This is a genomic window from Fundidesulfovibrio putealis DSM 16056 (assembly GCF_000429325.1).
Classification (GTDB): Bacteria; Desulfobacterota; Desulfovibrionia; order Desulfovibrionales; family Desulfovibrionaceae; genus Fundidesulfovibrio; species Fundidesulfovibrio putealis.
Window position 1 is genome coordinate 145675 of record NZ_AUBQ01000013.1, and the last position, 13632, is coordinate 159306.

The 13632-nt window shown below is 70.1% G+C and carries 12 protein-coding genes; 8 read left to right on the forward strand and 4 right to left on the reverse strand.

What is annotated here, in order from left to right:
- Positions 1-46: 46 nt before the first annotated feature.
- Genes G453_RS0110750 through G453_RS23465 form a run of 4 tightly spaced genes read right to left on the reverse strand, consistent with a single transcriptional unit; the run spans position 47 to position 3865 of the window.
- On the reverse strand, positions 47-370 hold the full coding sequence (locus tag G453_RS0110750; RefSeq protein ID WP_043645434.1) for a hypothetical protein: 324 nt from the start codon (positions 368-370) through the stop codon (positions 47-49).
- A complete protein-coding gene (locus tag G453_RS0110755; protein ID WP_027191078.1) occupies positions 357-1301 on the reverse strand; it encodes a metallophosphoesterase family protein in 945 nt (314 codons plus the stop codon). Before G453_RS0110755 ends, G453_RS0110750 begins: the two co-directional genes overlap by 14 nt.
- A complete protein-coding gene (locus G453_RS0110760) occupies positions 1288-2637 on the reverse strand; it encodes an AAA family ATPase (RefSeq protein ID WP_027191079.1) in 1350 nt (449 codons plus the stop codon). Before G453_RS0110760 ends, G453_RS0110755 begins: the two co-directional genes overlap by 14 nt.
- Before the next feature lie 34 nt (positions 2638-2671).
- A complete protein-coding gene (locus G453_RS23465; protein WP_084502243.1) occupies positions 2672-3865 on the reverse strand; it encodes a sensor histidine kinase in 1194 nt (397 codons plus the stop codon).
- 85 nt (positions 3866-3950) lie between these two features.
- Between G453_RS23465 and G453_RS0110770 the strand changes: the two genes are divergently transcribed.
- From G453_RS0110770 to G453_RS29115, 8 genes are read left to right on the forward strand one after another with little or no spacing between them, the layout of a single operon-like run.
- Positions 3951-5054, forward strand: a complete 1104-nt coding sequence (locus tag G453_RS0110770; protein WP_027191080.1) for a methyl-accepting chemotaxis protein — start codon at positions 3951-3953, stop codon at positions 5052-5054.
- Complete coding sequence (locus G453_RS26275) at positions 5051-7144, forward strand: methyl-accepting chemotaxis protein (protein WP_051272311.1); 2094 nt, start codon at positions 5051-5053, stop codon at positions 7142-7144. The genes G453_RS0110770 and G453_RS26275 overlap by 4 nt, the downstream gene beginning before the upstream one ends.
- A gap of 13 nt (positions 7145-7157) precedes the next feature.
- Complete coding sequence (locus tag G453_RS23475; RefSeq protein WP_051272312.1) at positions 7158-7613, forward strand: chemotaxis protein CheW; 456 nt, start codon at positions 7158-7160, stop codon at positions 7611-7613.
- Entirely contained in the window at positions 7610-8893 is a 1284-nt protein-coding gene (locus tag G453_RS0110785) for a CheR family methyltransferase (RefSeq protein ID WP_027191081.1), read from the forward strand. The genes G453_RS23475 and G453_RS0110785 overlap by 4 nt, the downstream gene beginning before the upstream one ends.
- Complete coding sequence (locus tag G453_RS27920) at positions 8893-9447, forward strand: chemotaxis protein CheW (protein WP_051272313.1); 555 nt, start codon at positions 8893-8895, stop codon at positions 9445-9447. Before G453_RS0110785 ends, G453_RS27920 begins: the two co-directional genes overlap by 1 nt.
- A complete protein-coding gene (locus G453_RS29025; protein WP_027191082.1) occupies positions 9444-11708 on the forward strand; it encodes a hybrid sensor histidine kinase/response regulator in 2265 nt (754 codons plus the stop codon). The genes G453_RS27920 and G453_RS29025 overlap by 4 nt, the downstream gene beginning before the upstream one ends.
- Positions 11708-12298 (forward strand): CheB methylesterase domain-containing protein, encoded by a 591-nt coding sequence (locus tag G453_RS23485; RefSeq protein ID WP_051272314.1) that lies wholly within the window; start codon positions 11708-11710, stop codon positions 12296-12298. Before G453_RS29025 ends, G453_RS23485 begins: the two co-directional genes overlap by 1 nt.
- Positions 12291-13487 (forward strand): SpoIIE family protein phosphatase, encoded by a 1197-nt coding sequence (locus G453_RS29115; protein ID WP_027191083.1) that lies wholly within the window; start codon positions 12291-12293, stop codon positions 13485-13487. The genes G453_RS23485 and G453_RS29115 overlap by 8 nt, the downstream gene beginning before the upstream one ends.
- Positions 13488-13632: the final 145 nt, after the last annotated feature.

Sequence of the window (13632 nt, forward strand, 5' to 3'; positions counted from 1 at the left end):
TCCCCTATGGTTATTGCGTATTCTTGGTGATCCTGGACCGAAACGATTATTCCGGGACGCCGGAGGCAGCGCCGTCTTCCAGCGCCGCCAGCCCGGCCCGCACCTGGGCCACATGCTCGCGGTATCCGGCCACCAGCCGCTCGTTCTCGGCCCGCATGGCCTCCAGCTTGGCGCGCAGCTCGCCGGGGTCTGCCGTGCCGTAGTCGGAGCGGGCCTTTTCCTCCAGCGAGGACAACTCGGCCTCCAGGTGGGCCAGCGTCTGCTCGGCGCGCACCTTCTCGTCGCGCAGGCTCTCGTACTCGGCCTTCAACCGGCCAAGTTCGCGCTCCAGGGCGGCGTCAGGGCCGCCGAGCACATCATTTGTCGCCACCGGCAACCTCCTCGTAAAGCTCCCAGACCAGCCCCGTCTCGGGGTTCTCCGGGTTCAGGTTCGCATGCAGGAAATCCTTGAGTCCCAGGCCCTCCTGGGTGCGCCTCCAGGCCAGCCGCTCCAGCCCCTTGAGAAACAGCGAGTTGCGCTCCTCGGCGCTGCGCTCCGGCGGGAACTCCTGGTCCGGGAAGACCTGCTCGAAGGGCAGCACCGGCACGGCCCAGGATTCCAGCTCCGTAGCGCCGGGACGCCAGATGGAGGCCACGGGGACGCGCGTCTTGGTGCGGCGCGAGAAGGTCAGCCGGGTGATGTTGCCCGGATTGCACCAGCGCGTTGCGCCCATGGTGACCATGGGCTGGGGACGGTGGATGTGGCCGTTTATGAGCCAATCCAGTCCGGGAATCTCGCGCGGGGCCAGCAGGCGCTCCTCGAAATCGGGAAAGTTGATGGAGTGATGGCTGAACCAGACCGTTGCCACGGCCCCGTCGCGCTCCACGTGCCGGGGCAGCGGCGTGCCGTCAGGAGAGCCGCCCACCAGCACAGGGCCGCCCTGCGTATCCAGCCAGAAGGCCGGGCCGGGTTTGTCCATCAGGCGGACCACGCCCGCCGCGTCCAGCACGGCCAGGGACACGTCGCGCGTGAAGCGGGCCAGGTACTTGTCGTGGTTGCCCACCAGCACCGAGGGCCGGTGCGGCCTGAACAGCTCGATGAGCTCCACAGCCAGTCCGTTGGGGTTCTCGCGCGGCCAGTGGAACAGGTCGCCGGGAATCACCGGGTGAAGCTCGAGCTCGCGGGCGTGCTCCAGGCAGGCCGACACCTTGGCCAGCACCTGCTCGCGGTAGCCCTCCATCCGGTGACCCGGCGGCGTGGCCGCCACGTGCGGATCACAGATGACGAACAGGCCCTTGCCCGCGACTCTAGGAAGTTCCATGGCCCCCGGCCTTCTTGAGGAATTTCTCCGGGTCCAGGCCGGAGCCGCACAGCGGACACTCGCCAAGCTCGGCCAGACGCGCGGCGATGGCGGCGGACTTGTCCGCAAGCACGCGCTCGCGCTCGGCCAGCCAGACCCGCCCCTTGGCTATGCGCGCGGACACTGCCTGCATGGACTCCAGCAGCCCGGCCAGGGGCGCAGGTTCGCCGAGTTCCGGCGGCGCTGCCAGGGACGAGAGCGCTCCGTGGCGGGATACGGCCCGGCTCTTGAGCGCACGCAGACGCCCGAGCTGCTCCGAGTCCCTGGCCAGTTCCGCCACCGTCGACAGCGCCGGAGGATCGGCCAGCGCGCGCAGCTGATCGAGAGAAGCCCGCACTGAGCGCATGCGTCCGTTCAAGCTTTCCAGATGGGCCAGCTCTCCGGCCAGCTGCCCGGAGAGCGACAGCGCAGGTGGCGCGCAAAGCTCCGAGAGGCGCGCAAGCGACGCCTTCACCCGCGTTATGCGCTGGCCCGCGCCCTGCACTGCCGCAAGCGCAGTGCACAGCGTGGCCGACGGGGCCAGAGGCGGCGGCGCGCAGAGCCCGGACAGCCCGGCCACCCGGCGGGTGAGCCCCGCCGCCTGGGCCGTGGCGCGCTCCAGGGCGGACAGCCGCGCTTCGAGCCTCGGCACGGCGGCGCTGCGCGCTTCCAGGTCGCTGCCCGTCTCGCGCAGAAGCTCCAGCGCATGGGACAGCTCCGGCAGCGGGGCCAGCCGGTCCAGCCCGTCGCGGAGGCGGGCCGTGGCCTTTTCCAGGTTTCCCTGGGAGATCTTGGCCCGCCGCGTCTTCTCGCGCAGAAGGTCCTGCATGGCCATGAGGTGGGCGCTCTCGGTGGAAGAGGCCAGAAAATCCGCCAGCAGCGAGCCGGGCTGGTCCAAAAGGAAGATAGGATGGCGCTGGTCGCCCAGGTGGACGTCCACGGATTCGCCCTTCTCGAAGCTCACCGGGGCCATCTTCAGGAGCTCGGCCACCTCTTCGGGGACCTTGCCGCGCCCCATCTTGGCGAACACCTGGGGCTCGTCGGCCCCCGGCGCGAGTATCTCGTAGAGGGCGTAGGCCTTGCGGCGTATCCAGGCCACGCGCCAGCCGCCGTCCAGCAGCACCTCCACGCGGGCCTCTTTGGCCCCATGGCGGATGACGTGGCGCGGGGCCGGATTCTGGGACAGGCAGCGCAGCGCCTCCACCACGGCGGATTTGCCGGTGTTGTTGGGGCCGCAGAGCACGTTCAGGCCGGGGGCCAGCTCCATGGTGGTGCTGGCGTGGGCCATGAAGTTGGTGAGGGTCAGGGAGCGGATCACGGGATCAGGAGCCCCGGCGCGCGCAGGTTCGGCATCAGTCCTGCCCGGAGCCTGCGTCGGCGCTCCCGGCGTCTCCGGCGTTCCCCGTATCGCGGGCGTCGCGCGGCAGGGACAGGGTGAACGTCGTCCCCTCGCCCTCGCGGGTGGTGAAATGAACGTCGCCCCCCAGGTAGCGCTCGGTCAGGAGCTTCATGCCGTAGGTTCCCAGGCCCCGGCCCAGGCCCTTGGTGGAAAAGTTGCGCTTGAACACGCGCAGCCGCACGTCGTCGGGCATCACCATGGGGTTGTGCACCCGAAAGAGGACCCGCCCCTGCTTCTCATGGCAGGACAGGGTGATGCTTTCCCCGGCAATGGAGGCTTCCAGCGCGTTCTTGACCATGTTGCCCAGCACCCGGCGCACCAGGGTGTGGTCGCTCACGAACTCCGCGCAGGCGCTCGAGGGAAGCACGTGGATGGCCTTGCCCCTGGCCTGGGACAGGCTCGCGCCCATCTTGGCCGCGCCGTCCACCAGCTCCCTGCTCTGCAAGGCGGAGAACACGGGGGTGAGCTCGTTGTTCTCTGCGGCCATGAGGTCTTTTTGCGACAGAAGCTCCTCCACCTGACGGGTCAGGGTGGCATGGATGAACTCGGCGTCCTCTCGCAGCTCCTCGGGGACCTCCTGGCGCAGCATGTCCATCAGGCCGCGCAGGCCGCCGGTGGTGTTCAGCATGTCGTGGAAGAAGAGCCGCTCCAGGGTGCGCCGCCGTTTCAGGTCGGAGAGGTCCTGGACGCAGAAAAGCAGGAAGCTCTCGCCGTTTATCATCACCGGGGAGGAGCTGACCTCCAGGTCCAGGGCCTCCACGCCCATGTCGCCCCGGCGCAGCATGCTGCACTCCTGGACGGATTTGCGGCCCTCGAGCCCCATGAGCACGGCACGCACCGCGCCGCACTTGGCGCAGAACTCCGTGGTGCCGCAACCGCCCGGCTCGGAGTGCGCGTGGATGCAGCCGAAGGCCTCTCCCGGACGCTTCCCCAGAACCCAGTCCAGGCCCATGCGGGTGGCCTGAAGGGTCTGGTGGTTGGCAAGCACCACCTGCCTGTTGCTGTTCAGAAGCAGCACGATGACCGGGATGGCGTCCAGGGTCTGCGCGATGAAGTGGCCGCAAAGGTCCCGGTATTGCGCCAGAATCCGCTCGGGAGAATCCCGCTCGGCCGGGGCGAATTTGGTCGGCTCGGCTTGAGAGTCCATAAGCTGTGATTTCTACCCCTTTTCCAGGGCATCATCAACCTCTGCCTTGTTGCGAATACCCTGGATGGGGAGTATCGGTAGACGCATGTTTCGTTCTCCCAACCGCACGGTTGCCTTCCTGTGCGCCTGCTCGGCGCTTATGGCCTGCGCATGGCGCGAGGCGTTCGACCTGCTGGCCGGGGAGCCCTTTCCCGTGGCCGCAGCCGTGACGGCCGCGCTGGCCGCAGCCTTCCTGGGCGCCCTGGCCGCCAAGGCGCTCATCCCGCGCGCCGATATCTCGCAGGACCCGGACCAGGACGCCCCGCGCTTGATCGCCGCGCCGGAGCGTTCCGCCACATGGATCGGCCCTGGCCCCGCCAGCCCGCCTGACTCCGCCGCTTTCAACGCATCGGGGCAGGACGCTCCGCTTCGGCGCAAAGCCGAAGTCATGGCCTCGGAAGCCTCCCGCGCCCTGAAAACCGCGCAGGAGCTCTCCTTCTCCCTGCACGCCTCGGCCTCGCGCGCGGACGACTGCGCCCGCATGGCCACAGAGGCCTCCCTGCCCCTGGAGAGCGCCAGGGAGATCTACGAGAGCTGCGCCGCGTCGCTCTCCTCGCTGGCCGCCGCCATGGAGCGCATCCTCTCCGGCGCGGCAGGCGCGTCCTCCAAGCTCACCGTCATCTCCTCCACCGCCGAACAGGCCCAGGCCCTGGTGGGCAACATGGCCGCCATCGCCGAGCAGACCAACCTGCTGTCGCTTAACGCCTCCATCGAAGCAGAAAAGGCCGGAGAGCACGGCAGGGGATTTGCGGTGGTGGCCCGCGAAATACGGAGGCTGGCCGACACCGCCGCCCTGGGCGCGCAGGACATCGAGCGTCTGGTGCAGCGCATGCGCCACGCCGTGGCCGCCGAGGTCATGGAGATGGACGCCTTCGCCAGGGAAACCGGGCGCGGCGAGGACAAGCTCCAGGAGACCAAGGACGCCCTCGAGGATGCTGGCCGCTCGCTCTCCACCCTGTCCGCCCGGCTGGACGCGCTGGCCGCACGCGCCAAAACCGCCCCCGCCGAACTGCGCCAGGCCCTGGACGCGGCCAGGGACACCGCAGCCGCCCTGGACGGCACGGCCGCCCTGGCCGGGGAACTGGCGCGAGCCCTGGAAGGCGTCCCCGCAACATCCGGCCACAATCCAAACAAGGACGGCAGCCCATGATCGCCTGGTGGCGCGACCTGAAACTGAGCTCCAAGCTCGGCCTGTGCGGCCTGAGCTTTCTCGTTCCCATTGCCCTGCTGCTGTTTCAGCTGATGGGCAAGATGGCCGAGGACATCCGCATGACCAGGGTGGAAGTGGCGGGCGTGACCGCCATGGACCCCCTGGAGGACATCACCGAGGCCATGCCCGAACGTCTGCGCCTGAGCCTGGCCCGCCTGTCCGGCGAGAACGTCGACGCCCCCCTGGCCCAGCAGGACTCCATCCTGCGCGACCGCTTCGCCGAACTGGACCGCAAGCTCACCGCCGACGCCGTCCCCCTCGGCCTGACCCGCGAACGCCTGGCCCTGGCTGGCCTGCCCCAGCTGGAACCGGCAACCTTCATGAAGACAGTCCAGGAGATGGCCGTGCGCAATCCGGCCACTCCCGAGGAGCTGTTGGCACAGCACGCGAAGTTCCACGGCCTGCTCACCGACATGCGCGACTATCTGGCCGACTCCGCCCAGCTGGTGCTGGACCCGCAGCTGGCCACTTACTACCTGCTGTACCTGCTGGTGTTCGACATCCCCCGCGCCCAGGAGCGCCTGGGCATGCTCTCCACCTCCGGATACATTGTGCTCTCCGGCATGCCCGGAGCCGACGCGGAGCGTGTGCGCCTGCAGCAGCTGGGCGCCGCCTGGGAGCAATCCGCCGTGGAGCGCATCCTGGACAAGCTGGGCAAGGCCCAGCGCGCCCTGGGAGGCGACCGCCTGAACGCCCTGCCCAGGGCCGTACAGGCCTACGCCGAGGCCGCCCGCAACTTCCTGCGCTTGGCCAAGGCCGTGGGCGAGAAAGACCCCTCCGTCAGCAGGCAGAGCTTCCTTCAGGCCTGGCAGAACGCCAGCGGGGCCGGTTCCTCCCTGTGGGACCAGTGCTATCCCCTGCTGAAAAACCTGTTGCAGGAGCGCACCCGGGACCTGAAGATCCGCATGGGCCTGACCCTGGGCGTGAGCCTTGCGTCCGTGGCGGGCGCGGCGCTTCTGGCCTGGACCATCGTCACCTCCATCACCGCTCCCCTGGCGCGCGTGGCGCGCATCGCCACCACCATCGCCGAAGGCAAGGTGGGGCAGGCCTCGCGCATGCTGGAGCAGTCCTGCCCGTCGGGCAGCTGCACGCGCGAGCGCCTTCTGGCCGGGAGCCGGTCGCGCTCCGAGACCAGCCAGCTCTACTCCGCCGTGGCCGTGATGATCCACGGCCTGGAGGAGCTCCTGGGCGCGGTGAACTCCACGGGCGGGCAGTTGCAGTCCTCCGCCGGGCGCATCGCGGCCACGGCCCGCCAGCTGGAGGCCTCCGCCACCCAGCAGGCCGCCTCCACCGTGGAGGTCGGGGCCACCAGCAAGGAAATATCCGCCACGGCCTCTGGCCTTGCCGACACCATGGACCAGGTGCTGGGCGTGGCCAGCCGGTCCTCGGCCCTGGCCGTGGCCGGGCGCGAGAGCCTGGCCCGCATGGGGCAGGCCATGGACGACCTCTCCGCCTCTGGCCGCGAGATGACCTCCAAGCTGGGCGTCATCCGCGAGAAGGCCTCGGGCATCGGCCAGATGCTCTCCACCATCTCCAAGGTGGCGGCCCAGACCAACCTCTTGTCGCTCAACGCCGCCATCGAGGCCGAAAAGGCCGGGGAGTTCGGACCCGGATTCGCCGTTGTGGCCCGCGAGATACGCCGCCTTGCCGACCAGACCGCCGCCGCCACCCTGGACATCGAGCGCACCATCCGCGACATGCAGGCCTCGGTGCAGGCCGGAAGCGCGGCCATGGACGGGTTCAAGTCCCTGGCGGACCAGACCGCCGACACCTCGCGCGGGGTCAACGCCAAGCTTGGCCGCATCATCGAGGCGGGCGAGGAGCTGACGCCGCGCTTCTCCACCGTGTCCGACGGCATGCGCCTCCAGGCCGAAGGCGCGGACCAGATCAGCGTGGTCATCTCCCAGCTGGCCGACAGCGCCGAACAGACCCGCGACGCCCTGGCCGAGTTCCGTCAGGCCGCCGAGGAGCTGACCACCACCGCCGCCGGGCTCAAGGAAATCCTCACCCGGTTCGACCTGGACGCATAAGGGCTGCGCTCCCATGCTCTTCGTCACCTTCAAGGCCGCCGGAGCCCGCTACGTCGTCCCGGCGCGCGAGGTGGAGGAGGTCGCGCCCCTGGTCCAGCTGAGCCCGCTGGCCGGAGCGCCGCCCACCGTGGCCGGGCTCATGAACTACCGGGGCCGCAGCCTGCCCGTGGCGGACGCCTCGCTGCTGCTGTCCGGCAAGGCCTCGCGCCACTGGGCCTCCACGCGCATCCTGGTGGCCCGCGTCCCGGACGGCAGGGAGGGATCACTCTTGATCGGACTTCTGGCCGAGCGCCTGCTGAAAACCCTGGACATCCCGGCGCAGGACGTGGCCGACCCGGCAGCACCTGCCGCTCCCTTCGTCACGGGTGTGGCCGCAGTGGGCGACGAACTGGTCCAGGTGCTGGATCTCGCGCGCATGCTCCCGCCCGAACTGCTGGAGCGGCTGCGCGCCGCGCGGGAGGCCGCATGAACGCGCTCTACGCCGCTGGCGGCTCTGCGCCTTCCGACCCAGGCGGGCTGGGCGCAAACCCGTCCGGCGCGCCCGAGCCCGACTCCGAAACCGTGGCCCGCGCCGCCGCCCTGGCGGGGCTTGACCTCAAGGCCGTGGGCGCGCCCAGCCTGCGCCGCGCCGTCAGGAGCGCCCTGTCCCGGCTGGACGCAAGCGCCGCCGCCTATCTGGAGCTGCTGGCCCGTGACCCCTCGGAGCGCCGTCTGCTGGCTGGGGAATCCGTCGTGCAGGAGAGCTGGCTGTTCCGCGACCCGGACGCCTACGACGCGCTGGCCCGCATGCTGCGCGGGCTCCCCGGCTGTGCCCGCCCGGCGCGCATCCTGTCCGTGCCCTGCGCGGGCGGTGAGGAGCCTGCCTCCATCGCAGTGAGCCTGTTGCAGGCCGGATTTGCGCACGAAGACTTCCTGGTGGACGCCGTGGACGCCAACCCCCAGGCCCTGGACCGGGGCCGCGCGGGCAGCTTCCCGCCAGCCAGCGTGCGCGGCGGCGTCCCGCCCTTTCCCTATTTCAGGCCCGGCGAACCGGACGGCTTCGCGCTGGACGCGCTTACCCTGTCGCGCATCCGCTTTTACGAGGCGGACGTGCTGGATGAATCGTTCTTCCTGGGCCATGCGCCCTATCAGGCCATCTTCTGCCGCCACCTGCTCATCTATCTGGCCCCCGAGGCCAGACAGCGACTGGCGTCCACCCTCTCGCGCCTGCTGGCTCCGGAGGGGGTCCTGTTCACCACCCCGGCCGAGGCCGCCGCATTCCATGAACTGGGGCTGCCCACCGCGCAGCGCCGCAGCGCGAACCAGACCGCCATCCCATGCGCCGCTCCAACTCCTGCGCCGCAACCCCGCACACCGGAGCACGCGCAGGACCGCCTGCCGGAACCGAGACAGGAGCCCGCTCCGCTCCGCGCAGGGCAGGCCTATGGGAAGGCCCGCCCCCTGGCAGACGCCGGACGCCTGGACGAGGCCCTGGAGGTGATCGAGCAGGGCTTGACCGCCGAAACCCCGTCCGCCACGCTGTACCACCTCAAGGGAGCCGTGCTCCTGGCCCTTGGTCGCGAGCCGGAGGCCGAAGCGGCCCTGCGCCGGGCGGTCTACCTGGACCCCGGACACCTGGAGGCCCTGACCCACCTGGAGCACCTGAGCCGGGCCAGGGGGCTATCCGACGAGGCCGAGCGACTTTCAATCAGGGCCATGAGGGCCGGGCGTGCGGCCGAAAACGGCCAGCCCGGCACGGAGCGCGCGTGATGGAACTGGACTCCCAGGGCGCTCGCCAGCTCTTCGACCGCGAGGTCGCGCCGGACACCCTCTCGGAGTGGACCGCACAGGCCGCCGCGCCCAAGCCCGTCAGGCAGGGCTCGCGCCAGGGCGTTCTGCTGGTGCGCGCTGGCGAGGAGTGGCTCGGCCTGCCCACCGCCATCGTGGACGCGGCCCTGCCCATGAGCCCGGTGCACAGCGTCCCCTACCTCTCCTCCCCGGTCTTCGCGGGACTGTGCAACGTGGACGGCGAGCTCCTGCCCTGCATCCGGCTGGCCGCCCTGCTGGGAGCCCAGCCCACGCCGGGACCGGACCATCCCAGGCTCATTGCGCTCACCCTGCCCGAGGGGCGCTTCGCCCTGGAAGTGGACGAGGCCGCCGGGACCGGCGGCTACGACCCGGAGGCCGTAAGCTCCGCGCCGGACACCGTAAGCCACGGCCCAAGCCCCCTGGTGCTGCGCATGGCCCTGGTGGAGGGCCGCCTCGCAGGCATCGCCGACGCCGCATCCCTGGGGCGCGCCCTGCTTCGGAGCCTTCGCCCATGAGCCCCGATCTGGCCGACCTCTCCCTGCTGGAGCTCTTCGCCATGGAGCTCCAGACCCACCACCAGGCCATCGAAGAAGGCCTGATGGGGATTGAGGGCCTGGAATCCGGAGCGGACGCCCATCGCCTGGAGTCGCTCATGCGGGCAGCCCACTCCATCAAGGGCGCGGCGCGCATCGTGAACCTCACCCAGGCCGTGGGGCTTGCCCACGCCATGGAGGACATGTTCCAGGCCGCACAGAAGGGCCAGCTGACCCTGACCCCTGCGCGCGTGGACGCCCTGCTCGCGGCCAACGACTTTTTCGGGCGCGTGGCCGCCTCTTCCCCGTCCAGCCTTCCAGCCGTGCTGGAAGAGGCGGCTGGAGAGGCGGCCCGGCTGGAACAGGCCGTACGGGACGCCCAGGCGGATGAGGGCGGCGCTTCGCTTCAGCCGGGCGATCCTCCCGCGCCTGCCTCTCCCGAACCTGCCGCGCCGCGGTCGCAGTCACAGGCCCAGGCTGCGCCCAGACCGGACGCCGCCGTGCGCCTCTCGGCGGACCTGCTGGACCGGCTCATGGGGCTGGCCGGTCAGTGCGCCGTGGAGGCCGGGACCATGGGCCGCATCTTCTCCCAGGCGCGCGCAGGCGGCCGCGACTTCATGGACCTTGTCGACCTGATGGCCGAGCTGCGGGCCGGGCTTGACGACCCCGAGTCCGACCCTCGCGCCAAGATCGAGTCGGCCATGGGCCTCATCGCGGACATGACCGAGACCTTCGACCACGTCATCACGAGCATGGACGGGCTGGCCCGTCGGCTGGAAATACTCTCGGACAAGCTCTCCGCCCAGGTGCTGGGCAGCCGCATGCGCCACTTCGGCGAGGGGGCCAGACCCTTGCCCCGCCTGACCCGCGATCTGGCCGGTGAACTGGGCAAGAAGGCCCTGTTCAGCCTCGAAGGCTCGCGCACCCTGGTGGACCGCGACATCCTGGAGAGGCTGGAAGCCCCGCTCATGCATCTGGTGCGAAACGCCCTGGACCACGGCCTGGAGCCGTCCGAGGTCCGCCTGGGCCTGGGCAAGCCCGAGCAGGGGCGCATAACCCTGGCCGCCCGGCACGTGTCGGGCCACCTGGAGGTCCGCCTGTCCGACGACGGCCAGGGCATCGACCTGGACGCGTTGCGCGCCAGCGTTGTCCGCAAGGGCCTTGCCGGGGCGGACATGGCCGCGCGCCTGTGCCGGGCCGAGCTGCTGGAATTTCTCTTCCTGCCGGGTTTCACCACCGCCGCGTCCCTGACCCAGGTGTCTGGCCGGGGAGTGGGCCTGGACGTGGTGAAAACCATGGTCCAGGAGGTCGGCGGCAGCGTCCGGGTGGAGACCGAGCCCGGCGCAGGCACGACCTTCGTGCTGCGCCTGCCGGTGAGCCGCTCGGTCATCCGCGCCCTGGTGATGCAGGCGGCGGGCGAAGCCTACGCCCTGCCGCTGTCGCGCATCGGACGCGTGGTGCTGGCCGAGCCCCAGGACATCGCCTCCATCGAGGGACGCCAGTTCCTGGCCCTGGACGGGGAGAACATCGGGCTGGCGCCAGCCTCGCAGATACTTGGCCGGCCCGCCTCCCCCACGTCCGCGCCGGAGCTGCCCGTGGTCATCCTGGAGAGCGACGGCGCGCGCTTCGGCCTGGCCGTGGACGCCTTCCTGGGCGAGCGCGACCTGGTGGTCCTGCCCCTGGACCCGCGCCTTGGGAAGGTTCCCAACGTGGCCTCAGCCTCCATTCTGGACGACGGCTCCCCGGTGCTCATCCTGGACGACGCCGATCTGGCGCGCTCGCTGGAAGCCCTGCTGGCCGAGGGGCGTCTGGCCAGGGTGGGGACAAAGGCCCAGGACGGGGAAGCGGACAGGGACGCGCAGGCGCGCGGGCCGAAATCCGTGCTGGTGGTGGACGATTCGCTCACCGTGCGCGAGGTGGAGCGCCAGCTGCTGGCCGGACGCGGCTACCGGGCCGTGACCGCCGTGGACGGCATGGAAGGGCTGGCCCTGGCCCGATCCGGCGAGTTCGACCTCATCCTGACCGACGTGGACATGCCGCGCATGACCGGAATCGAGCTGACCCGCGCCGTAAAGGCCGACCCGGCCCTTGCCCGCACTCCGGTGCTGATCGTCTCCTACAAGGACCGCCAGGAGGACCGCATGGCCGGGCTCGACGCCGGGGCCGACTACTACCTGCCCAAGGCGGGCTTTCGCGACGAAGCCCTGCTGGACGCGGTGCGCGACCTCATCGGTGAGCCCTGATGTCCCCTTCCTTCAACAGTCTTCCGCCGGTGCTGGCCATCGGCGCCTCCACGGGCGGTCCCACGGCCGTGGCCCGGGTGCTCTCCGACCTGCCCGATGACTTCCCCGGGGCCGTGCTGGTGGCCCAGCACCTGGGCGACTCCTTCAGCGCCAATCTGGCCGTGTGGCTGGCCACCCAGACCCGCCTGCCCGTGACCCTGGCCCAGGAAGGCGACCGCCTGGAACCGGGCACGGTCTACGTGTCCAGGGCGGACGCCCATCTGGTGGTCTCGCCTGTGAACACGCTCGTCTATGACCGAAGCCCCGTGAAGACCGCCTACCGGCCCTCCATCGACGTGCTGTTCGAGAGCCTGGCGCGCTCGCGCATCAGGCCCGGCGTGGCCGTGCTCCTGACCGGCATGGGAAGCGACGGGGCCAGGGGACTCCTGGAGCTGCGCCGCGCCGGGTGGTTCACAATCGCCCAGGATCAGGAGACCAGCGTGATCTACGGCATGCCCAAGGCCGCGCGCGACCTGGACGCGGCGGACCTCATCCTCCCCCTGCAAACCATCGCGGCCCTTGCCGCCAGACACCTCCCCCACTATGACTGAGCAGAACAGAACCGATTCCGAGGCCGTGTCCGTGCTCCTGGTGGACGATCAGGCCATGGTGGCCGAGGCGGTGCGCCGCATGCTGGCCCCTGAAGCCGACATCACCTTCCAGAGCGTCCAGGACCCGGCCCAGGCCCTGCGCCTGGCCCTGGAATCGAAGCCCACGGTGGTCCTCCTGGACCTGGTGATGCCAGACATCGACGGCCTGACCCTGGTGAAATACTTCCGGGCGCACCCGAAGCTTAAGGACCTGCCCCTCATCGTGCTCTCCACCAAGGAGGAGCCCGAGACCAAGGCCCAGGCCTTCGCCCTGGGAGCCCACGACTATCTGGTGAAGCTTCCGGACCGGGTGGAGCTTGTGGCGCGCCTGCGACACCACTCCACCGGCTACACGCGCCTTCTGGAGCGCAACCGCGCCTATAGGGAACTGGCCCGGCAGCTGGATCAGGCCGCCCAGTACGTGCGCAACCTCCTGCCTCCCCCGGTATCCGAGGGGCGCATACGCACCGAGTGGGTCTTCACCCCCTCCGCGCAGCTTGGCGGAGACGCCCTCGGGTATCATTGGATCGATAAGGACCGCTTCGCCCTCTATCTGCTGGACGTGTGCGACCATGGCGTGGGTCCGGCCCTGCTTTCGGTGTCCGCGCTGAACGTGCTGCGCTCGCAGACCCTGCCCGGCGTGGACTTCGGCTCGCCCGCGCAGGTGATGGAGGGACTGAACGCCGTGTTCCAGATGTCCGGGCAGAACGACCTCTACTTCACCATATTCTACGGCGTGTACGACACGCGCACTTCGGAGCTGCGTTTCGCCTCTGCCGGACATCCGCCGCCGCTCCTGTTCCAGGCCTCGGGAGAGGTGGAAGAGCTGCGCTGCCAGAGCGTGTTCATCGGGGCCATGCCCGGCGTCACCTACAAGGAGGACGTGGTCACGGTCCGGACACCGGCCCGGCTGCTGGTGGTGTCGGACGGCGCGTATGAAATCCGGCTGGCCGACGGGCGCATGTGGAGCTACGAGGAATTCAAGGATTATGCAGCCGCCCAGTGCGCGCCGGGAGGGCCCTGCTGCGCGCAAGGCCCAGCCCTGGAGGCCATCCTGGACAACGCCAGGGCGCTCCTTGGGCGCGCAGGATTCGACGACGACCTGACGATGTTGAAGGTGACGTTCCTGGAAGCGCCGCAAGCCGGATAACTGTGCGGCTGGAGCTCTGAAGGCCTCACCGGCGCGTGTCTTGCGGCGCACAAGCCCGCGTTGCGCTCCTGGGCTGGTTTTCTCCGGAAATGCGCGCAACGACTGGGTTCCCGGAGTTTTCGACGCATGCGCCCGCCCGACGCGC

What these genes read in the sequence shown, in the direction of transcription:
- G453_RS0110755 (WP_027191078.1), bottom strand. Translation starts at nt 1,301, where the DNA reads ATGGAACTTCCTAGAGTCGCGGGCAAGGGCCTGTTCGTCATCTGTGAT.
- G453_RS23465 (WP_084502243.1), bottom strand. Translation starts at nt 3,865, where the DNA reads ATGGACTCTCAAGCCGAGCCGACCAAATTCGCCCCGGCCGAGCGGGAT.
- G453_RS0110770 (WP_027191080.1), top strand. Translation starts at nt 3,951, where the DNA reads ATGTTTCGTTCTCCCAACCGCACGGTTGCCTTCCTGTGCGCCTGCTCG.
- G453_RS26275 (WP_051272311.1), top strand. Translation starts at nt 5,051, where the DNA reads ATGATCGCCTGGTGGCGCGACCTGAAACTGAGCTCCAAGCTCGGCCTG.
- G453_RS23475 (WP_051272312.1), top strand. Translation starts at nt 7,158, where the DNA reads ATGCTCTTCGTCACCTTCAAGGCCGCCGGAGCCCGCTACGTCGTCCCG.
- G453_RS0110785 (WP_027191081.1), top strand. Translation starts at nt 7,610, where the DNA reads ATGAACGCGCTCTACGCCGCTGGCGGCTCTGCGCCTTCCGACCCAGGC.
- G453_RS27920 (WP_051272313.1), top strand. Translation starts at nt 8,893, where the DNA reads ATGGAACTGGACTCCCAGGGCGCTCGCCAGCTCTTCGACCGCGAGGTC.
- G453_RS29025 (WP_027191082.1), top strand. Translation starts at nt 9,444, where the DNA reads ATGAGCCCCGATCTGGCCGACCTCTCCCTGCTGGAGCTCTTCGCCATG.
- G453_RS23485 (WP_051272314.1), top strand. Translation starts at nt 11,708, where the DNA reads ATGTCCCCTTCCTTCAACAGTCTTCCGCCGGTGCTGGCCATCGGCGCC.
- G453_RS29115 (WP_027191083.1), top strand. Translation starts at nt 12,291, where the DNA reads ATGACTGAGCAGAACAGAACCGATTCCGAGGCCGTGTCCGTGCTCCTG.